Origin of the sequence: Streptomyces sp. NPDC005761, from assembly GCF_040630635.1 — a bacterium.
Taxonomy (GTDB): domain Bacteria; phylum Actinomycetota; class Actinomycetes; order Streptomycetales; family Streptomycetaceae; genus Streptomyces.
The window spans coordinates 17,264-38,705 of sequence record NZ_JBEXXX010000041.1; the positions used below are offsets into that span (position 1 = coordinate 17,264).

The following is a 21,442-nucleotide window of genomic DNA, read 5'->3' on the forward strand; positions in this document are numbered from 1 at the left end:
CTCGTGGCACGCATCGGTGATGGCGGCGACCTGCTCAAGTGCTCGTTCTGCGGAAAGAGCCAGAAGCAGGTGAAGAAGCTCATCGCGGGACCCGGTGTGTACATCTGCGACGAGTGCATCGATCTCTGCAACGAGATCATCGAGGAGGAGCTCGCGGAGACGAGCGAGGTCCGCTGGGAGGAACTTCCCAAGCCCCGCGAGATCTACGAGTTCCTCGAGGGGTACGTCGTCGGGCAGGAGCCCGCGAAGAAGGCCCTCTCGGTCGCTGTGTACAACCACTACAAGCGGGTCCAGGCCGGGGAGAACGGCGGCGGTGCGAACCGCGACGACGCGATCGAACTCGCCAAGTCCAACATCCTGCTGCTGGGCCCCACGGGCTCGGGCAAGACGCTCCTCGCGCAGACACTGGCCCGCATGCTCAACGTCCCGTTCGCCATCGCCGACGCGACGGCGCTGACGGAGGCCGGCTATGTCGGTGAGGACGTCGAGAACATCCTGCTGAAGCTGATCCAGGCCGCGGACTACGACGTCAAGAAGGCCGAGACCGGGATCATCTACATCGACGAGATCGACAAGGTCGCCCGCAAGAGCGAGAACCCGTCGATCACCCGCGATGTCTCCGGCGAGGGCGTCCAGCAGGCCCTCCTCAAGATCCTCGAGGGCACCACCGCCTCCGTGCCGCCGCAGGGCGGCCGGAAGCACCCGCACCAGGAGTTCATCCAGATCGACACGACGAACGTGCTGTTCATCGTGGGCGGGGCGTTCTCGGGCCTGGAGAAGATCATCGAGTCCCGGGCCGGCGCCAAGGGCATCGGCTTCGGCGCGACGATCCGATCCAAGCTGGAGATCCAGGCGAGCGACCAGTTCCAGGAGGTCATGCCGGAGGACCTGGTGAAGTTCGGGATGATCCCCGAGTTCATCGGCCGCCTCCCGGTCCTCACCTCGGTCCACAACCTGGACCGCGAAGCGCTGCTCCAGATCCTGATCGAGCCGCGCAACGCCCTGGTGAAGCAGTACCAGCGGCTGTTCGAACTCGACGGCGTGGAGCTGGAGTTCGAGCGCGAGGCGCTGGAGGCCATCGCCGACCAGGCGATCCTGCGCCAGACCGGCGCGCGAGGCCTGCGCGCCATCATGGAGGAGGTCCTCCAGTCGGTGATGTACGAGGTGCCGTCCCGCAAGGACGTCGCCCGGGTCGTCATCACCTCGGACGTGGTCCGCAACAACGTCAACCCGACCCTGGTCCCGCGCGAGCCGCGGACGATCGGCAAGGGCGACGAGGGGCGGCACGAGAAGTCGGCGTAGCCGTTGGACGAGTGGACCTTCTTCGAAGGCACGTGAAGTAGTTTTCGCTGGCTCCACAGCTCAGGCTGTGGGGCCAGCACTGTTTTGGGCACAGGGGCGTGGGTCGATGAGACGGCCCTGGAGCCTGTACCGGTGAGATCAGAAGCCACGGCGATGGTGCGGCCGTGCGCGGCTTCAAGTGGTGTGTTCCATCAGCCAATGACGGCTGGTTCCGCTGCTGCCCGGCTCCATGCCCCGCTATGAGCGGGTAACGGGGGTCAATGCTTTGGAAGCCACTGATGTCCGGCATATCCGTTGCTCTGGGGGATCGTCTTCTGACTCGGCCCCGGCCGCCGTCCCGCTGCGCTGGATGCGTGAACTCGCGGATGCCAGAAGGGATCTACTTCCCTTCGGCTCGGTCGCTGAGGCACTTGGCCCTCCGGGAGACACTGCGAAACCCAATTTGGTGTCATTTCCTTATTCGCGAGCGTCGAATTTGGGTCTTTGTGATCGATGGATAGGGTGGTATCGAGCCAATTTGGCAGTGTCGGCCAGTTGGGGAGACTTCTGTGTGCTTTTCTCATTCAGGTACAGATTCTTCGAGAGAGGCACTCTGATGAGATTTCTCAATGTTCGGCGACTGGTCGTTGCCGGCAGTGTGGTAGCGGCTGCTGTTTCCCTCCCTGTGGTAGCGGCAGGGGTGGCGAATGCCAGTCCTCAGCGCTGCGAGATATCGCTGCACAATGACGGATACATAGTAGGGCCGAAAGTCAAGGCCGCCTGTAAGAATGCAAACGCCGATAGGAATAGCCTAAATGTAGTGGCCAATGCTCAGAGGCTGGCCTGCAAGGCGCAGCTGGTTAGCGTTCTGAAGGTTAAGAGCAGTCATGCTCAGGCGGCCTGCTACTCGTACTGAGTCTCCTGCTCGTGGTGCCTCACTCTAAGGCCAGCCGTGTTGTTCGTGGCGCATTGTTCCCTATTGTCGGGGATGCCATGTTCACGTGCGTGACGTAGCGGATGTGTTTTAAGTCGGCTCGAGTGCGGAGGCGACTTGGTCGGCTGGCCGCCCGAACTGCTTTTGGTATCGGTCATTCGCGGCCTCGCTTTCCATCGCATCGTCCACCTTCTCGAGGTACCTGATCTCTTCGCAAAACCGCTGAACGTCATTAGGTTCTGACCAGCAAGTGTGGGGGTGGGTGAGACCCTGGTTCATTGCATTTGAACTGGGGGTGGGCTGATGGGGTTCTCCCAAGGTGTTGGTGAAGGGTCCATTTGGTTCGGCCGGTACGGTTGCTGAGCGGCAGGCCAGGGGGAATTCGCCATGCCGGCTGCGAAACGGGTGACGGGGTAGGGCGACGACGGTCGGCACAAGAAGTCCGCGTAATCGCGGTTCAGTGCATACGCGAAGGGGCGCCCCACCAGTTCGGCTGGCGGGGCGCCCCTTCGCGATGCGTGGATCAGATCTTGGCGCGAGAGGTGTTGTAGAGCTTGGCGGTGAGGCCCGCTACCTCGTCCTGCGTCATGGGCTTGTTGGTCATGGCCCCGCCGACGTCGAAGCCGACGACTGCGCCGACAGTGCTGTAGTCGGCCCAGATGCAGACGGGCATGATCATTTCCTTGGGGCCGTTCGCCGCGGTGCCGTCAGCCTTCGCGTTGATCATTTTCATGTTCTGGCACTTCATCAGCGCGCCTTTGAAGCCTGCCGGCGTGACGTCCTCGGGGCTGCCGACGAGAGAGGCCTTGTCCTCTTCGTCCTCGGCCATTCCCTTCCTGGCCTGCGCGAACATGCCGTCGAGGGCCTTCGCCGGGTCGGTGACGTCGCCCCAGTTGCCGTAAACCATGAGCATCTTCGTCGTGAGCGGGTTCGTCTCGATGTCGCCGCTCGCGTACTGACCCTGGTCCTTGTGGGCGTCCTTGATGCCCAGGGCTTTGGCTTCGGACTTGTCCTCGGTCGTCATCTCATCCGTGGACGTGTCCGTAACCCTCTTCTTGTAGTCGCCCACTGAGGCGGCCAGGTTCAGCTTGTACCCCTTCGTGGAGTCCGCGACATCACTGTTGTCGCCGCCACTCGACGTAAGCAAGTACACGCCGCCCGCGATGACCGCCAGCGCCACGATGACGCCGCCCACGATCAGGCCGGTCTTCTTCTTCGGCTGCTGGGCCGGCGGGAACGGGGGCTGGCCGCCGTAGGCCGGCTGGCCGCCGTACGGGGGCGTGGGGGGCTGCTGGCCGTACGGGCCGGGCTGCTGGGCCTGGGGGTAGCCGTAGCCCGGCTGCGGGGGCTGCTGCTGGGGCGGGACGCCCTGGGGGGCCTGCTGCGGGTAGCCATAACCGGGCTGCCCCTGCGGCGGGCCCTGCGGCGGCTGACCGCCGTAGGGGCCCGGCTGCTGGCCGTACGGTCCGGGCTGGCCCTGCGGCGGCTGGCCACCGTACGGGCCCGGCTGGTTGTAGCTCATCTGCGGTGTCCCCTGTTCGTGATGCTTATGCGTTCCGAACATCCTGACGGACGGGCGGCGGACGCGGGGCACCGGGAGGGAGACCGTTACTGAACAAACCGGTTTCAGTGCACGCTTGTGACGGCCCTAAACTATGGGGCGTGACCGAGAACGCAGCGCAGCAGCCAGCCAGCACCCCCGAACTGCCGACCCAGTACACACCGGCCGAGGTAGAGGGGAAGCTGTACGAGCGCTGGGTGGAACGCGGTTACTTCGAGGCGGACGAGAACAGCGACAAGCCGCCGTACTCCATCGTCATCCCGCCGCCCAACGTCACCGGATCCCTGCACCTGGGACACGCCTTCGAGCACACGCTGATCGACGCCCTCGTCCGCCGCAAGCGCATGCAGGGGTTCGAGGCGCTCTACCAGCCGGGCATGGACCACGCCGGCATCGCCACCCAGAACGTCGTCGAGCGCGAGCTCGGCAAGGAGGGCAAGTCCCGCCACGACCTGGGCCGCGAGGCCTTCGTCGAGCGCGTCTGGCAGTGGAAGAACGAGTCCGGCGGCCAGATCTCCGGCCAGATGCGCCGCCTGGGCGAGGGCGTCGCCTGGTCCCGCGAGCGCTTCACCATGGACGAGGGCCTGTCCAGTGCCGTCCAGACCGTCTTCAAGCAGATGTACGACGACGAGCTGATCTACCGCGCCGAGCGCATCATCAACTGGTGCCCGCGCTGCCTCACCGCGATCTCCGACATCGAGGTCGAGTACCAGGAGGACGACGGCGAGCTCGTCTCCATGCAGTACGGCGAGGGCGACGAGACCATCGTCGTCGCCACCACCCGCGCCGAGACGATGCTCGGTGACACCGCCGTCGCCGTCCACCCCGACGACGAGCGCTACAAGCACCTGGTCGGCAAGCAGATCAAGCTGCCGCTGACCGACCGTACGATCCCGGTCGTCGCCGACCACCACGTCGACCCCGAGTTCGGCACCGGCGCCGTCAAGGTGACCCCGGCGCACGACCCGAACGACTTCGAGATCGGCAAGCGCCACGACCTGCCGTTCCTCACGGTCCTCGACGAACGCGCCGTCATCACGGCCCCCGGCCCCTTCCAGGGCCTGGACCGCCTGGAGGCCCGCTCCGCCATCGTCGCCGCCCTGCGCGCCGAGGGCCGGATCGTCGCCGAGAAGCGGCCGTACGTCCACTCCGTCGGCCACTGCTCGCGCTGCAAGACCACCATCGAGCCGCGCCTCTCCCTCCAGTGGTGGGTCAAGGTCGCCCCGCTCGCCAAGGCGGCCGGTGACGCCGTCCGCGACGGCAAGGTCAAGATCCACCCGCAGGAGATGGAGAAGCGGTACTTCGACTGGGTCGACAACCTCCACGACTGGTGCATCTCGCGGCAGCTCTGGTGGGGCCACCGCATCCCCGTCTGGTACGGCCCGAACGGCGAGGTCGTCTGCGTCGGCCCGGACGACGAGCCGCCCACCGGCGAGGGCTGGACCCAGGACAGCGATGTCCTGGACACCTGGTTCTCCTCCGGCCTGTGGCCGTTCTCCACGCTCGGCTGGCCCGAACAGACCGACAGCCTCGCGAAGTTCTACCCGAACTCCGTCCTGGTCACCGGCTACGACATCCTCTTCTTCTGGGTCGCCCGGATGATGATGTTCGGCCTGTACGTCAACGACGGCGTCCCGCCGTTCGAGACGATCGTCCTGCACGGCATGGTCCGCGACGAGCACGGCAAGAAGATGTCGAAGTCCTTCGGCAACGTGGTCAACCCGCTGGACTGGATGGACAAGTACGGCTCCGACGCGCTCCGTTTCACCCTCGCGCGCGGCGCCAACCCCGGCACCGACGTCCCGATCGGCGAGGAGTGGGTCCAGGGTTCCGCCAAGTTCTCCAACAAGATCTGGAACGCCACCCGCTTCGCGCTGATGAACGGCGCGACGATCGAGGGCGAACTGCCGTCCGCCGACGAGATGTCGGTGACCGACCGCTGGATCCTCTCCCGCCTCAACAAGACGGTCGCCGAAGTCGACGCGTACTACGACGACTACCAGTTCTCCAAGCTCAGCGAGGCGCTCCGGCACTTCGCCTGGGACGAGGTCTTCGACTGGTACGTCGAGCTGTCCAAGACCACGTTCTTCGGCGGCGGCCGCCCCGCCGAGGTCTCGGGCCGCGTCCTGGGCGAGGTCCTCGACGTGATGCTGCGACTGCTGCACCCGGTCGTCCCGTTCGTCACGGAGACCCTCTGGACCGCGCTCACCGGCCGCGAGTCCGTCGTCATCGCCGACTGGCCGAAGGACAGCGGCTTCCGTGACGACGCGGCCGAGAAGGAGATCGAGCTCGTCCAGCAGGTCGTCACCGAGGTCCGCCGCTTCCGCAACGACCAGGGTCTCCAGCCCGGCCAGAAGGTCCCCGCCGAGCTGACCCTGACCGGCACGGCGCTCGCCCCGCACGAGGCGGCCATGCGTCAGCTGCTGCGCCTGCAGCCGGCCGGGGACGGCTTCCACGCCACCGCGTCGCTGCCGGTCGCGGGTGCCACCGTCGCGCTCGACCTGTCCGGCACGATCGACCTCGACGCCGAGCGCAAGCGCCTCACGAAGGACCTGGAGGCCGCGCAGAAGGAGAAGGCGCAGGCCACCGGCAAGCTCGGCAACGAGGCGTTCCTGGCCAAGGCCCCGGACAACGTGGTCGACAAGATCCGCGGCCGGCTGACCAAGGCCGAGGCCGACATCGAGCGGATCGCCGGCCAGCTGGCGGCCCTGCCGCAGGGCTGACACCGCCCCGAGGCCCCCGTCCCCTCCCGGAGGGGGCGGGGGCTCCCTCGTACCCGCGGCCGACGGGTGTACGGAGGCACCTCCGCAGCCACCGGCCGCCGGGCGCTGCGCACGATGTCCGTGCCCATCCGTAGACTGGGCCCCGTGAGTGAGCCCCGCCCTTCCGACCGGCACGACGCGTCCGACTCCGACGAGACCTTCGCGGAGATCGTCGACGAAGCGACCCAGCGCGACCCCGACCTGGCGGTGATCGAGGCCGGCAGCCGTACGCTGCGCGCCGCTTCGGGACCGCCCACGGGCGACGAGGTCCCCGCCCGCCCCACTGATCCGGAGGTGGACAAGGCGCTGCGCGCGGTGGAGCAGGAGCTCGCCGGCCGCTGGGGCGAGACCAAGCTCGAGCCGTCCGTGGCGCGCATCGCGGCGCTGATGGACGTGCTCGGCGAGCCGCAGCGCGCCTACCCCTCCATCCACATCACCGGGACCAACGGCAAGACGAGCACGGCTCGCATGATCGAGGCCCTGCTCGGCGCATTCGACCTGCGTACCGGCCGCTACACCTCGCCGCACGTCCAGTCGATCACCGAGCGGATCAGCCTGGACGGCTCCCCGATGGACCCCGAGCGGTTCGTCGAGACGTACCAGGACATCAAGCCGTACGTCGAAATGGTCGACGCGCAGCAGCCCTACCGGCTCTCCTTCTTCGAGGTCCTCACCGGCATGGCGTACGCGGCCTTCGCCGACGCGCCCGTCGACGTCGCCGTCGTCGAGGTCGGCATGGGCGGCAGCTGGGACGCGACCAACGTGATCGACTCCACGGTCGCCGTCGTCACCCCCATCTCGCTGGACCACACCGACCGGCTGGGCTCCACGCCCGGCGAGATCGCCGTGGAGAAGTCCGGGATCATCAAGCAGGGCGCCACGGTCATCCTCGCCCAGCAGCCCGTCGACGCCGCCCAGGTGATGCTGAAGAAGGCCGTCGAGGTCGACGCCACCGTGGCCCGCGAGGGCATGGAGTTCGGTGTCGTCTCCCGGGAGATCGCGGTCGGCGGCCAGCTGCTGACGCTGCGCGGACTCGGCGGGGAGTACGACAGCATCTTCCTTCCGCTGTACGGCGCCCACCAGGCGCGCAACGCGGTGGTGGCGCTCTGCGCGGTCGAGGCGTTCTTCGGTATCGGCGCCGAGCAGACCGGCTCGCTCGACGCCGACATCATCCGCAAGGCCTTCGCCTCGGTGATCTCGCCCGGCCGCCTCGAAGTGGTCCGCTCCAGCCCGACCGTCGTCCTGGACGCCGCGCACAACCCGGCAGGCGCCCTGGCGACCGCCGAAGGGCTCTCCGAGGCGTTCGGCTTCTCGCGGCTGATCGGTGTGGTGGGAGCCAGTGGCGACAAGGACGTGCGGGGGCTCCTGGAAGCCTTCGAGCCGATCTTCGCCGAGGTCGTCGTCACACAGAACTCCAGCGCACGCGCCATGGACGCCGACGAGCTCGCGGCGGTCGCCGTCGAGGTCTTCGGCAACGACCGCGTCCAGGTCGAACCCCGGCTCGACGACGCGCTGGAGGCGGCGATCACCCTCGCCGAGGAAGAGGACGAATACGCGGGCGCCGGGGTGCTGGTGACCGGATCCGTGATCACGGTCGGCGAGGCCCGGCTGCTTCTGGGAAGGGGCTGACCGAAGTGCGTACGCTCTGTGCATCGACGCTGATCGGTGAGTTCTTCGTGATCGGGTTCGCAGGACTCGTCGCGATGAAGTCCGACGACCTGACCTCCGCCACGGTCTGGACGGTCTGCGGCATCGGCATGCTGCTCTCCGTGCTGCTCTGCGGGATGCTCACCCGTCCGGGGGGCATACAGCTCGGCTGGGCGCTCCAGATCGCGCTGGTCGCCAGTGGCTTCGTCGTCCCGATGATGTTCATCCTGGGCGTCGTCTTCGGCGGCCTGTGGTGGGCCTCCGTGCACTACGGACGCAAGATCGACGAGGTGAAGGCCCGGTGGGCCGCACAGGAGGCGGCGCAGGCGCCTGCCGGCGGCTGAGGGAGCGGCCGAGCCCGGCCGCCGGCCCGTCACCGTACCCCTGTAATCTCGCTTCACCGCACCCGTATGCCTGCAAGGAGCCGCACATGACCCAGCGCACCCTCGTTCTTCTCAAGCCCGACGCCGTCCGTCGCGGTCTGGTCGGCGAAATCGTCGGCCGCATCGAGCGCAAGGCCGGCTGGAAGATCACGGCGCTGGAGCTCCGCACCCTCGACCGCGCCACGCTGGAGCAGCACTACGCTGAGCACGTCGGCCGGCCGTTCTACGAGCCGCTCGTCGAGTTCATGCAGTCCGGCCCGATCGTCGCCCTGGTCGCCGAGGGCGAGCGGATCATCGAGGGCGTCCGCGCCCTGGCCGGTCCCACCGACCCGATCGCCGCCGCGCCCGGATCGATCCGTGGTGACTTCGGCACGATCACCCGGGAGAACCTCATCCACGCCTCGGACTCGGAGGAGTCCGCAGAGCGAGAAATGAAGCTGTTCTTTCCGGGCCTTTCCTGACCTCCGATCAGCCGAACAGCGCTCATGACCTGGGGCGACCGAAGTAATTCGGTCGCCTCTCGGCATAGGGCCCCCGATCGCGGGAACGCATCCCCCCGACGTAACGTCACCATGAGTGGAACGGCCACCCGTTCTGCTCAGCATGGCGAAGGACCCTCGCGCTGTGTCGGCGTGTCCGGCACTACGATGGAAGCTTCCACGCCCGCAGCGCTCATCTCGCCTACCAAAACAAGCCATCGCTTTCGCTTGGGAAGGCCCGACGCATCCTCATGGGGAACAAGGGGAACTCAATGTCGTTCATCGGCCGTGACATGGCTATCGACCTCGGGACTGCCAACACGCTGGTGTACGTCAGGGGGCGCGGCATCGTTCTGAACGAGCCGTCCGTCGTGGCCATCAACACCAACACCGGCGGCATCCTCGCGGTCGGATCCGAGGCCAAGAAGATGATCGGCCGTACACCGGGCAACATCGTTGCCGTACGGCCCCTGAAGGACGGCGTGATCGCCGACTTCGAGATCACGGAGCGGATGCTCCGCTACTTCATCCTGAAGATCCACAAGCGCCGCTACCTGGCCCGCCCGCGTGTCGTCGTCTGCGTGCCCTCCGGCATCACCGGGGTCGAGCGACGCGCCGTGATCGAGGCGTCGACGCAGGCCGGCGCCCGCCAGGTGCACATCATCGAGGAGCCCATGGCGGCGGCCATCGGCTCCGGGCTCCCGGTCCACGAGGCCACCGGCAACATGGTCGTCGACATCGGTGGCGGCACCACCGAGGTCGCGGTCATCTCGCTCGGCGGAATCGTCACCGCCCAGTCGATCCGGGTCGCCGGTGACGAACTGGACAACGCGATCATCCAGCACATCAAGAAGGAGTACTCGCTCCTGCTGGGCGAGCGCACCGCCGAACAGATCAAGATCACCATCGGTTCGGCGTTCGACCTGGAGAAGGACGAGCACACCGAGATCCGCGGCCGCGACCTCGTCTCGGGCCTGCCCAAGACCGTGGTCATCTCCGCGGCCGAGGTCCGCAAGGCGATCGAGGAGCCGGTCAACGCGATCGTCGACGCGGTCAAGACGACGCTGGACAAGTGCCCGCCGGAGCTCTCCGGCGACGTCATGGACCGCGGCATCGTCCTCACCGGCGGCGGCGCTCTGCTGCGCGGCCTGGACGAGCGGCTGCGCCACGAGACCGGCATGCCGATCCACATCGCCGAGGACCCGCTGGACTCCGTAGCCCTCGGATCCGGCAAGTGCGTCGAGGAGTTCGAGGCGCTCCAGCAGGTGCTGGACGCCCAGCCCCGACGGTAGAAACTCAGGCGGACCTCCGTGCGGACGCTGCCGCTCCGCACGGAGGATCGTTGATATACAGGCACGAACATTCCTACGAGGAAGGCACGGCCGCCGCACGTGAGGGACACACGAGAGAGCCGGCTGCTCCTGGTGCTGCTGATCGCCATCGCATTCGCACTGATCACGGTGGACATCCGCGGCGGCGAGGAGTCACCGGTGGACGGCGCCCGGCAGGCCGCCGCCACCGTCTTCGGGCCGGTGGAGAACGGCGTGGCGGCAGCGGTCGATCCGGTGGGCAACGCCATAGGGGCCGTACGCGCCTCCGGCACCCGCCACGACAAGATCGCCGCGCTGGAGCAGGAGAACGCCGCGCTCAAGGCGAGGCTGGGCAGCGACGACCGCAACCGCAGCCGGGTCCGTGAGCTCGACAAGATGCTCAAGAAGTCGGAGGCCGGCCAGTACGGCATCAAGGCCGCCGAAGTCATCGCCATAGGAGCGGCCCAGGGCTTCTCCTGGACGGTCACCATCGACGCCGGGTCCAAGGACGGCCTCAAGCGCGACATGACCGTCCTCAACGGCGACGGACTCGTCGGCCGCGTCACCACCGTCGGCCCGGACACCGCCACGGTGCTCCTGGCCAACGACCCCGACTTCACCGTCGGCACCCGGATGGAGTCCACCGACGAACTCGGCTTCGCCACCGGCCAGGGCTCGCGCCCGCTGTCAGTCCAGTTCCTGAACGGCAAGGCCAAGGTCAAGAAGGGCGACCGCCTCGTCACGTTCGGCTCCAGCAAGGACAAGCCGTTCGTGCCCGGCGTCCCGGTCGGCGAGGTCGTCCGGGTCGACCCGTCCGGCGGCGACCTCACCCGTACGGTCTACGTCCGGCCGTTCGTCGGCTTCACCAAGCTCGACATCGTCGGCATCGTCGTCCAGGCACCCCGCGAGGACCCGCGCGACGCCGTCCTGCCGAAGAAGGCCGTCAAACCGGCCAAACCGAAGCCCACCCCGACCGTCACCGTCACCATCTCGCCCAACGGCGACATCGTCGACACCAACGGCAACGTCGTCGGGAACATCCACCAGAGCGCGAGCCCCAGCGGCAGCCCGAACCCCGACCCGAGCGGGAACGCCACACCGAACGCCGACAACGCGGTAAACGAACAGAGGTAGAGCTGATCCCCATGCGCGTCAACCGGACTCTGCTCTCCATCGTTCTGGTCGTGATCGCCCTCGTCGTCCAGGTATCCGTACTCGCCCGGCTCCAGCTCCCCGGCGCCGTACCCGATCTGCTGCTCATGGTCGTCCTCGGACTGGCCTTCGTGTACGGGCACGTCAGCGGAGCCCTCATCGGCTTCGGCGCGGGCCTGCTCGCGGACCTGGCACCCCCGGCCGACCACGCCGCCGGACGCTACGCCCTGGTGCTCTGTGTCATCGGCTACCTCGCCGGACTGGCCAGGCCCGAGAACGGGCAGCTCAAGTCCGCCTTCCTCCCGATGGCCGTGGTCGTCGCGGCGGCGATCGGATCGACCCTGCTGTACGCGGGCGTCGGCGCCCTCGTCGGCGACACGGCGGCCCGCCATGTGGGCCTGGGCAGTCTCCTGTTCACCGCGGCCGTCTACGACCTGCTCCTCGCGCCGTTCACCGTCCCGCTGATCATGGCCGTCGCCAGACGGACGGTGAACGACCCGCTGACCGAGTCCTCCTCCGGCCGCGGCGACGCCGCAGCCGGCTGGCTCGCCGCGGGCACCGGACTGCGCATCGGAAGCCAGCGTGGCGGACTGCGCGTCAAGGCCGCCCGCAACAGGGCCGCCCGCGCAGGACGGATCAAGGGAGTCAAGCGACTGTGAGGCACTCCTGCGGGGGCGACCCCCGTACCACCGGCCCGACCACCACCGGGGGCGCCCCGTGACCAACATCCCGGAGACGGGCCGGACCCAGCGGGTCCAGATCCGCCTCATCGTCATCCAGGTCCTCGTCTTCTCGCTGCTCCTCACCCTCGGCGGCCGCCTCTGGTACCTCCAGATCCGCAACGGCCAGGAGTACTCCGACGAGGCGAAGAACAACCACGTCCAGCAGGTCGTCCAGCCCGCCGCCCGCGGCTCCATCCTCGACGCCCGCGGCGTACCCCTCGCCGACAACGAGACCCGCCTCGTGGTCTCCGCCAGTCGCACCGAACTGCTGAAGATGGACGACGACGGCAAGGGCGTTCTCACCCGGCTGGCCGGCGTCCTGGACATGAAGCCCAAGGACGTCCTCGCCAAGGTCCGACTCTGCGACGCCAAGACCCCGCAGCCCTGCTGGAACGGCTCGCCCTATCAGCCGATCCCCGTCACCGACGAGGCCACCACTCAGCAGGCCCTCCAGATCCGCGAACGCGCCGAGGACTTCCCCGGCATCACCGCCGAGCCCACCGCCGTCCGCCGCTACGCCGCACCGGGCAAGGCCAACACCGCCCAGGTCCTCGGCTACCTCTCGCCCGTCACCGACGACGAGATCACCAAGGCACAGGACACCGACTCGCCCTACCTCCGCTCCGACCAGGTCGGCCGCTCCGGCCTCGAGCGCACGTACGACAAGGAACTGCGCGGCAAGGCGGGCGTCACCCGCTACGAGGTCGACAACCTCGGCCGGGTCATCGGCCAGGCCAAGAACGACGAGGCGGAGGCCGGCGCCAGCGTCGTCACCTCCATCGACGCACGGGTCCAGGCCGTCGCCGAGTACGAGCTCAACCAGGCCATGAAGACGGCCCGGACCGAGTTCGACAAGAACACCGGCGAGAACTACAAGGCCGACTCCGGCGCCGTCGTCGTCATGGAGGCCAAGACCGGCCGGGTCGTCTCCATGGCCTCCCTGCCCAACTACGACCCCAACGCCTGGGTCGGCGGGATCTCCGGCAAGGACTACGCCAAGCTCACCGGCAAGAACTCCAACTTCCCGCTGCTGAACCGGGCCATCCAGGGCCAGGCCGCCCCCGGATCCATCTTCAAGGTCATCTCCTCCACTGCCGCCGTCAACGCCGGATACCCCTTCGACGGCAACTACCCCTGCCCCAGCTCGTACTCCATCGGCGGCCAGACCTTCAAGAACTTCGAGTCCCAGGGCTACGGCAGCATCACCATCGGCCGCGCCCTCGAAGTCTCCTGCGACACCGTGTACTACGGCCTCGCGCACAAGGAGTGGCAGAAGGACGGCGGGAACAACCCCAAGAAGAACCCCAACGACTGGTTCTACAAGACCGCCCACCAGTTCGGCCTCGGCAAGGAGACCGGCATCGACCTCCCCAACGAGGTCAGCGGCCGCGTCCCGGACCGCGAGTGGAAGAAGAACTTCGCCAAGGCCAACCACGATGCCTGGTGCAAGCAGGGCAAGAAGGGCGGCACGTACGTCGAGCAGATCGCGTACGAGAACTGCCTCGAAGGCGACAGGATGCGCGCCGGTGACTCCGTCAACTACTCGATCGGCCAGGGCGACACCCTCGTCACCCCGATCCAGATGGCCACCATCTACGCGGCGATCTCCAACGGCGGCACCCTCTACGACCCCACCGTCGGCAAGGCGATCGTCAGCGGCGACGGCAGGACCGTCCAGGAGATCGAGCCGAAGTCGCACGGCAAGCTCCCCTTCACCAAGAAGACGCGCAACGAGATAGACGAAGCCCTCGCGGGTGTCGCGACCCGCGGCTCCGCCGCCTGGCGATTCGGCGGCTGGCCGCAGGACAAGATCCCGATGCACGCCAAGACGGGCACGGCCGAGGTCTACGGCAAGCAGACGACCTCCTGGTTCGCCACGTACACCAAGGACTACTCGATCGTCATGACGATCTCCCAGGGCGGTACGGGTTCCGGTGCCTCGGGACCCGCCGTCCGCAACATCTACAACGCGCTCTACGGCCTCGACGCCGCGGGCAAGCAGGACCTCAAGAAGGCACTGCTGCCGACACCGCAGAAGGCCCTGCCGAAGATCCAGACGGACGGCACCATCGACGCCCCAAGGATCAAGCCCTACGACCCCGAATCGCAGAAGCCGCCGGCCGAGCAGACGCTCGCCGCGGTGCTGGGGAGGCGTGACTGATGGCAGGCTTCTCCGTCCAGCGGTACGCTCCCGAGCGCTCCGCCTGGGGCAGGCTCACCGCCCGCGACTCCGTCGTGCGCCGCCTCGACTGGCCGCTGCTCGGCTCGGCGATCGCGCTCTCCTTCATCGGCTCGCTGCTCGTCTGGTCGGCGACCCGCGGACGTGACTCGCTCACCCACGGCGACCCGTACTACTTCCTCTTCCGTCACGCCCTCAACACCGGCATCGGCTTCGCCCTGATGGTCGGCACGATCTGGCTCGGCCACCGGACCCTGCGCGGTGCGGTGCCGATCCTGTACGGGCTGTCCGTCGTCCTCGTGATGGCGGTCCTGACCCCGCTCGGCGCCACCGTCAACGGCGCCCACGCCTGGATCCTCCTGCCGGGCGGCTTCTCGCTCCAGCCCTCGGAATTCACCAAGATCACCATCATCCTCGGCATGGCGATGCTGCTCGCCGCCCGCGTCGACGCGGGCGACCAGCTGCACCCCGACCACCGGACCGTCGCCAAGGCCCTCGGCCTGGCCGCACTCCCGATGGCCGTCGTCATGGGAATGCCGGACCTCGGCTCCGTGATGGTCATGGCCGTCATCGTGCTCGGCGTCCTCCTGGCCTCCGGCGCCTCCAACCGCTGGGTCTTCGGACTCCTCGGCGCGGGCGCCGCGGGTGCTGTCGCCATCTGGCAGCTCGGGCTGCTCGACGACTACCAGATCGCCCGGTTCGCCGCCTTCGCCAACCCCGCCCTGGACCCGGCCGGCGTCGGCTACAACACCAACCAGGCCCGGATCGCGATCGGCTCCGGGGGACTCTCCGGCACCGGCCTCTTCCAGGGCACCCAGACCACCGGCCAGTTCGTCCCCGAGCAGCAGACCGACTTCGTCTTCACCGTCGCCGGTGAGGAACTCGGCTTCCTCGGGGCAGGGCTGATCCTGGTCCTGCTCGGAGTCGTCCTCTGGCGCGCCTGCCGGATCGCCCGTGAGACCACCGAGCTCTACGGCACGGTCGTCGCCGCCGGAATCATCGCCTGGTTCGCCTTCCAGTCGTTCGAGAACATCGGCATGACGCTCGGCATCATGCCCGTCGCCGGGCTGCCACTGCCGTTCGTCTCCTACGGAGGCTCCTCGATGTTCGCCGTCTGGGTGGCCATCGGACTGCTCCAGTCCATCAGGGTGCAGCGGCCGATAACGGCCTGAGCTGTTGCGGGGCCACTGCCCAGCTGCGCACAAGACGTCTAGATTCGATTCATGGCGGACACGAAGCGCGAGATCGAGCGGAAATACGAACCGACCGGCGAGACCCGGCTGCCCGACCTGACACGGGTGGCCGGAGTCGCCGCCGTGGACCACCAGGGCGTCATGGAACTCGACGCCGTCTACTACGACACCGAAGACCTCCGGCTCGCCGCGGACCACCTCACCCTTCGCCGGCGCACCGGTGGCGACGAAGCCGGCTGGCACCTCAAGTTCCCGGTCGCCTCCGGCATCCGCGACGAGATCCGGGCCCCGCTCTCCGACACCCTGCCCCCGGACCTGGCGGGCCTCGTCCGCTCCCGGGTCCGCGACACCGCCCTCGTCCCCGTGGTCCGGCTCCGCTCCGCCCGCGACGTCCACGTGCTGAACGGCCCGGACGGCGCACCGCTCGCCGAACTGAGCGTCGACGAGGTCCGGGCCGAGCGGCTGCACGGCGGCAGCCGCGCCACCGCCTGGACCGAGATCGAGGTCGAACTCGCCGACGACGGCGACCCCGCGTTCCTCGACGCCGTCGAGCGGCGGCTGCGCAAGGCGGGGATGAGGCCCTCCGCGTCCCCTTCCAAACTGTCCCGCGCGCTGGCCGAGACATCCCCGAAGAAGGAGCGGCAGAAGGAGACCGTCCCGGCACCGCGCACCGCGGGCGACCACGTCCTCGCCTACGTACGCGAACAGATCACCGCGATCGTCTCCCTCGATCCGGCCGTACGCCGGGGCCTGCCCGACTCCGTGCACGGGATGCGGGTCGCCACCCGCAGGCTCCGCAGCGCCCTCCGCACGTACCGCAAGGTCCTCGACCGCACGGCCACCGGACCCATCGGCCAGGAGCTGAAGTGGCTCGCGGCGGAACTCGGCGTCGACCGCGACCAGGAGGTACTCGACGCCCGCCTGCGCACCCGGCTCGACGCGCTGCCCCGCACCCTGGTCCTCGGCCCGGTCAACGCCCGGCTGCGGATCTGGTCCACGGCCCGCCGCAGCGGCTCCCGCCTCCGTACCCACGCCGTACTGGACGGCGCCCGCTACCTCGCCCTGCTGGAAAGCCTTCAGGAGCTCCTCGCCGACCCGCCCCTGCTGCCCGCGGCCTCCGGCCCGCCCGGCGAGACGCTCGCCCGCGCCGTGCACAAGGACCAGGCACGCCTCGCCACCCGGCTCGCGCACGCCCAGGAACACCCGCCGGGCCAGGACCGCGACCTCGCCCTGCACCACGCCCGCAAGGCGGCGAAACGCGCACGGTACGCGGCGGAGGCGGCCCGCCCCGCCCTCGGCAAGCCCGCCAGGAAGTCCGCCAAGCGGCTGAAGGCCGTCCAGAGCGTCCTCGGCGACCACCAGGACAGCGTCGTAGCCCGTGACGCCCTGCGCACCCTCGCCGTCCAGGCCCACGCGGCGGGGGAGTCCTCGTTCACCTGGGGACTGCTGTACGGCCGGGAGGAGGCGAAGGCCGCGGCGCGCGAGCGGGAATTGCCCGGGGCGTGGGCACGGGCCTCCCGGGCGAAGATCCGGACGGCGTCCGGAAGCTGAGCAGCGCGGTACGCTGGATGGTCACCCCTGCCAGCTCTCGAAAGTTCGCGATGTCTGTCGATTCGGTCTTCCCACAGCTCGAAGCTCTGCTCCCGCATGTGCAGAAGCCCATCCAGTACGTCGGCGGTGAGCTGAACTCCACCGTCAAGCCGTGGGACGAATGCGACGTCCGCTGGGCCCTCATGTACCCGGACGCCTACGAGGTCGGGCTCCCCAACCAGGGCGTCATGATCCTTTACGAGGTGCTCAACGAGCGCCAGGGCGTCCTCGCGGAGCGCACGTACAGCGTCTGGCCGGACCTCGAAGCGCTGATGCGCGAGCACCAGGTCCCGCAGTTCACCGTGGACGGCCACCGCCCGGTCAAGGCGTTCGACGTCTTCGGGCTGAGCTTCTCCACCGAGCTCGGCTACACCAACATGCTCACCGCCCTGGACCTGGCCGGCATCCCGCTAGCCGCCAAGGACCGCGGGCTCGACGACCCGATCGTGCTCGCGGGCGGCCACGCCGCGTTCAACCCCGAGCCGATCGCGGAGTTCATCGACTGCGCGGTCATCGGCGACGGCGAGCAGGCGGTCCTGGAGATCACCGAGATCGTCCGCGCCTGGAAGGCCGAGGGCCGCCCCGGCGGCCGCGAGGAGGTGCTCTTCCGTCTCGCGAGGACCGGCGGCGTCTACGTCCCCGGCTTCTACGACGTCGAGTACCTTCCGGACGGCCGCATCGGCCGCGTCGTGCCGAACAGGTCGGGCGTGCCGTGGCGCGTGTCCAAGCACACCGTCATGGACCTCGACGAGTGGCCCTACCCGAAGCAGCCCCTCGTCCCGCTCGCCGAGACCGTGCACGAGCGGATGTCCGTGGAGATCTTCCGCGGCTGCACCCGCGGCTGCCGTTTCTGCCAGGCCGGCATGATCACGCGCCCCGTGCGGGAGCGAAGCATCACCGGCATCGGCGACATGGTGGAGAAGGGCCTCAAGGCGACCGGCTTCGAGGAGGTCGGGCTGCTCTCCCTCTCCTCCGCGGACCACACCGAGATCGGTGAGATCGCCAAGGGGCTCGCCGACCGGTACACCGAGGACAAGATCGGCCTCTCGCTGCCCTCCACCCGCGTCGACGCGTTCAACGTGGACCTGGCCAACGAGCTGACCCGCAACGGGCGCCGCTCCGGCCTCACCTTCGCCCCCGAGGGCGGCTCCGAGCGCATGCGCAAGGTCATCAACAAGATGGTCTCGGAGGAGGACCTGATCCGCACGGTCTCCACGGCCTACGGCAACGGCTGGCGTCAGGTGAAGCTGTACTTCATGTGCGGCCTGCCCACCGAGACCGACGACGACGTCCTGCAGATCGGCGACATGGCGGTCAACGTCATCGCCAAGGGCCGCGAGGTCTCCGGGCAGAACGACATCCGCTGCACCGTCTCCATCGGCGGCTTCGTCCCCAAGCCGCACACCCCCTTCCAGTGGGCCCCGCAGCTCAGCGCCGAGGAGACCGACGCCCGGCTGACGAAGCTCCGCGACAAGATCCGCGGCGACAAGAAGTACGGCCGCTCGATCGGCTTCCGCTACCACGACGGCAAGCCCGGCATCGTCGAGGGCCTGCTCTCCCGCGGCGACCGCCGTGTCGGCTCCGTCATCCGCGCCGTCTACGAGGCGGGCGGCCGCTTCGACGGCTGGCGCGAGTACTTCAGCTACGACCTGTGGATGAAGAGCGCCGAGAAGGCACTGCCCGCGTTCGGTGTGGACGTCGACTGGTACACCACCCGCGAGCGCACGTACGAGGAGGTCCTGCCCTGGGACCACCTGGACTCCGGTCTCGACAAGGACTGGCTCTGGGAGGACTGGCAGGACTCGCTCGACGAGACCGAGGTCGAGGACTGCCGCTGGACGCCGTGCTTCGACTGCGGGGTGTGTCCTCAGATGGACACGAGCATTCAGATCGGCCCGACAGGGAAGAAGCTCCTGCCGTTGACGGTCGTGAAGTGAGGAACCGTCAGTGAAGTGACGCCGCCGGGTTCCTGACGGGTGACATCTCGGTGACGAAGGTCCGGTCGGGGAAACCCCTGGCCGGACCTTCGCGTCATGAGGTGCATGGAATACGGAAAGCACCAGGCGCCCGCGAGGTACGAGAGCGGTGACGGCTGCCTCACCACGCTCGTCAGGATTCCGGTGAGGATCGTCGTCCTCGTCCTGGTCCTGCCGGTGCGGATGGCCTGGGACGCCCTGGTCGCCGGCGCCCGTGCCGCCGACCGGATCCTGCTGCGCCCGCTGGGGAGGGCGCTGGCGTGGGGCTTCGAGGCGCTGGTCGTGATTCCGGCCCGTTGGCTGTACGCACAGGTGCTCATCCCCCTCGGGCGGGGGCTGCGGTGGCTGGCCATGGCGGTGTTCGTGTGGCCGTGGGTCGCGCTGTGGCGGTACGTGGTGGTGCCCGGGGTGCGGTACGGGATCGTGGTGCCGCTCCGCTGGTTCCACGAACAGGTCCTCACCCCGCTCGGGCGCGGGCTGCGATGGGTGGGGCAGGCGCTCCTGCTCCCGGCCGGACGCGGAATCGCCGCTGCTGCCGGGTGGCTGCTCACCGTCCTGCTCGTGATGCCGGCCGTCCTGCTGTGGCGGTACGTCCTCGAGCCGCTGGGGACGGCCGCCGCCTGGCTGGTGGAGCACCTGCTCGTGCTGCCGCTCGTGTGGACGTACCGCGAACTGCTCACCCCGCTGGGCCATGGCATCGCCTGGTTCCTCGATCTGCTGGTCCGTGGTGTCGCGGCATGCGGCCGAGGCCTGTGGGCCGCCGTACGGTGGCTGGTCACGGTGCTGCTCGTCACACCGCTCGCCTGGGTGTACCGGCGGATCCTGACCCCCGTCGGCCGGGAGATCGTTGCCGCGTTCGGCGTTGCCTGGCGGGTCGCCGGAATGATCTCGCGGGCCGTCGGCCGGATCCTGGCCCGGCTGGCGTGGCATCTGATCGGCGCGCCGGCGACCTGGGCGTACCGGACGGTGTGCACCCCGGTCGGGCACTTCTTGCGCGACGCGGTACTCGCACCGGCCGGGCGGGCCGCTCTGGCGGTGGGCCGGACGGCGCGGCAGACCCTGCGCACGGCACGCGAGACCGTCCGGCAGGCCCGGCGCGACGCGTGGCGGGCTCTGGTCGGAGGGACCCGTGAACCGGAGCCCCGGGAACCAGGAAGCGTCCTTGCGCGTACTCTGGGTAGTACAACGACTGTGCCCAGCGCGGCGCCCGAACCAGAGATCTCCCTGCTGAAGGAGAATTCCTACCAGCAGGGGTGAGCCGGACCGGACACCCCCGGGCCACCCGCATTTCGAGGGCGGCGTGCCACCGCGTCCGCTCCGCACCGAGGAGAAGAACCACTGGGCAAGCGACAGCCCGAAGGCCCGCCGCCCGCACCGGCAGTGCAGCGCATCCGACTGCGCTACACCAAGCGCGGCCGCCTCCGGTTCACCAGTCATCGAGACTTCCAGCGTGCCTTCGAGCGGGCGCTGCGCCGCTCCGAGGTGCCCATGGCGTACTCGGCGGGCTTCACCCCGCACCCCAAGGTCTCGTACGCCAACGCCGCACCCACCGGCACGGGCAGCGAGGCCGAGTTCCTGGAGATCGCGCTCACCGAGGTCCGTGATCCGGGCACGCTGCGCGAGCTCCTCAACGACTCACTGCCGGACGGCCTCGACATCACCGACGCCGTCGAGGCCCGCACCTCGGGTCTCGCCGACCGGCTCACCGCCTCCATCTGGGAGATGCGGCTGAACGGGGTGGCGGTGGAGGACGCGGAGAAGGCCGTCGCCGCCTTCAACGCGGCCGAGACCGTCGAGGTCGAGCGCCGTACGAAGAACGGCATGCGGAGCTTCGACGCCCGGTCCGCCGTCGTCGACCTGCAGGCTCTTGATCATCAGCCTGATAGGCCCGGGGACAAGGCCTGTGCGATACTGCGGCTGGTTGTTCGGCACGTGACACCTGCCGTTCGGCCTGACGACGTCCTGTCCGGTCTCCGCGTTGTGGCCGACCTGGCGCCGCCGGTCCCCGCAGCGGTGACCAGGCTGGCGCAGGGGCTCTTCGACGAGGAGTCCGGCACGGTGACCGACCCGCTCGCGCCCGACCGCGAGGCAGCCCCGGCCGTGGTACCCACGGCCACCGGGACCGCCGTCGCGACGGCGCCTGAAGGTGCAGGTTCCGCGTAAGGCGGTCGTTGTAGCGCAGCCCTCGGACTCGGGAGCCACCTGGGCCGGGCCGCGCGCTGACCCATAAGACTTTCGCCAGGCCGTACGCACACCGCGTAGGGAACCGGCGA

15 protein-coding genes are annotated in these 21,442 nt (G+C 68.7%); 14 read left to right on the forward strand and 1 reads right to left on the reverse strand.

Translation table 11 applies throughout. The features are described 5' to 3' along the window. Window positions 1–3: 3 nt before the first annotated feature. Window positions 4–1,302, forward strand: coding sequence for an ATP-dependent Clp protease ATP-binding subunit ClpX (gene clpX, locus ABZ434_RS28695; protein ID WP_359142641.1), 1,299 nt, complete (start codon window positions 4–6; stop codon window positions 1,300–1,302). A 1,436-nt stretch (window positions 1,303–2,738) separates the two neighbouring features. On the opposite strand, the gene ABZ434_RS28700 is transcribed toward clpX, so the two are convergent. After that, window positions 2,739–3,737, reverse strand: a complete 999-nt coding sequence (locus ABZ434_RS28700; RefSeq protein ID WP_359142643.1) for a hypothetical protein — start codon at window positions 3,735–3,737, stop codon at window positions 2,739–2,741. A gap of 140 nt (window positions 3,738–3,877) precedes the next feature. Here ABZ434_RS28700 and ABZ434_RS28705 point away from each other — a divergent pair, with 140 nt between their 5' ends. From ABZ434_RS28705 to ABZ434_RS28765, 13 genes are all read left to right on the forward strand, one after another. Then, window positions 3,878–6,499, forward strand: a complete 2,622-nt coding sequence (locus ABZ434_RS28705; RefSeq protein WP_359142645.1) for a valine--tRNA ligase — start codon at window positions 3,878–3,880, stop codon at window positions 6,497–6,499. Between the two features lie 144 nt (window positions 6,500–6,643). Further along, window positions 6,644–8,167 carry a folylpolyglutamate synthase/dihydrofolate synthase family protein gene (locus ABZ434_RS28710; RefSeq protein WP_359142647.1) on the forward strand — a complete coding sequence of 508 codons (1,524 nt, stop codon included), beginning with the start codon at window positions 6,644–6,646 and terminating at the stop codon, window positions 8,165–8,167. 5 nt (window positions 8,168–8,172) lie between these two features. Then, window positions 8,173–8,529: a DUF4233 domain-containing protein gene (locus ABZ434_RS28715; RefSeq protein ID WP_359142649.1), complete on the forward strand. Its 357-nt coding sequence runs from the start codon at window positions 8,173–8,175 to the stop codon at window positions 8,527–8,529. An 86-nt stretch (window positions 8,530–8,615) separates the two neighbouring features. After that, window positions 8,616–9,029, forward strand: a complete 414-nt coding sequence (ndk, locus tag ABZ434_RS28720) for a nucleoside-diphosphate kinase (RefSeq protein WP_359142651.1) — start codon at window positions 8,616–8,618, stop codon at window positions 9,027–9,029. Between the two features lie 290 nt (window positions 9,030–9,319). Beyond that, the gene (locus tag ABZ434_RS28725) at window positions 9,320–10,339 is read left to right on the forward strand and encodes a rod shape-determining protein (RefSeq protein WP_148018678.1); all 1,020 of its coding nucleotides are present in this window, start codon (window positions 9,320–9,322) and stop codon (window positions 10,337–10,339) included. Window positions 10,340–10,438: 99 nt separating this feature from the next. Then, window positions 10,439–11,491, forward strand: coding sequence for a rod shape-determining protein MreC (gene mreC / locus ABZ434_RS28730; protein ID WP_359142653.1), 1,053 nt, complete (start codon window positions 10,439–10,441; stop codon window positions 11,489–11,491). Between the two features lie 11 nt (window positions 11,492–11,502). Continuing rightward, the gene (gene mreD, locus ABZ434_RS28735) at window positions 11,503–12,168 is read left to right on the forward strand and encodes a rod shape-determining protein MreD (RefSeq protein ID WP_359142655.1); all 666 of its coding nucleotides are present in this window, start codon (window positions 11,503–11,505) and stop codon (window positions 12,166–12,168) included. A 58-nt stretch (window positions 12,169–12,226) separates the two neighbouring features. Further along, window positions 12,227–14,392 (forward strand): penicillin-binding protein 2, encoded by a 2,166-nt coding sequence (mrdA, locus tag ABZ434_RS28740; RefSeq protein WP_359142657.1) that lies wholly within the window; start codon window positions 12,227–12,229, stop codon window positions 14,390–14,392. After that, a complete protein-coding gene (gene rodA, locus ABZ434_RS28745) occupies window positions 14,392–15,582 on the forward strand; it encodes a rod shape-determining protein RodA (RefSeq protein WP_359142659.1) in 1,191 nt (396 codons plus the stop codon). Before mrdA ends, rodA begins: the two co-directional genes overlap by 1 nt. Window positions 15,583–15,633: 51 nt before the next feature. Further along, window positions 15,634–17,154 (forward strand): CYTH and CHAD domain-containing protein, encoded by a 1,521-nt coding sequence (locus tag ABZ434_RS28750; protein WP_359142661.1) that lies wholly within the window; start codon window positions 15,634–15,636, stop codon window positions 17,152–17,154. Window positions 17,155–17,204: 50 nt separating this feature from the next. After that, entirely contained in the window at window positions 17,205–19,130 is a 1,926-nt protein-coding gene (locus ABZ434_RS28755) for a TIGR03960 family B12-binding radical SAM protein (RefSeq protein WP_359142663.1), read from the forward strand. 105 nt (window positions 19,131–19,235) lie between these two features. Further along, window positions 19,236–20,426: a hypothetical protein gene (locus ABZ434_RS28760; RefSeq protein ID WP_359142665.1), complete on the forward strand. Its 1,191-nt coding sequence runs from the start codon at window positions 19,236–19,238 to the stop codon at window positions 20,424–20,426. 123 nt (window positions 20,427–20,549) lie between these two features. Next, window positions 20,550–21,332, forward strand: a complete 783-nt coding sequence (locus ABZ434_RS28765; RefSeq protein ID WP_359142667.1) for a TIGR03936 family radical SAM-associated protein — start codon at window positions 20,550–20,552, stop codon at window positions 21,330–21,332. The last annotated feature ends 110 nt before the right edge of the window (window positions 21,333–21,442 follow it).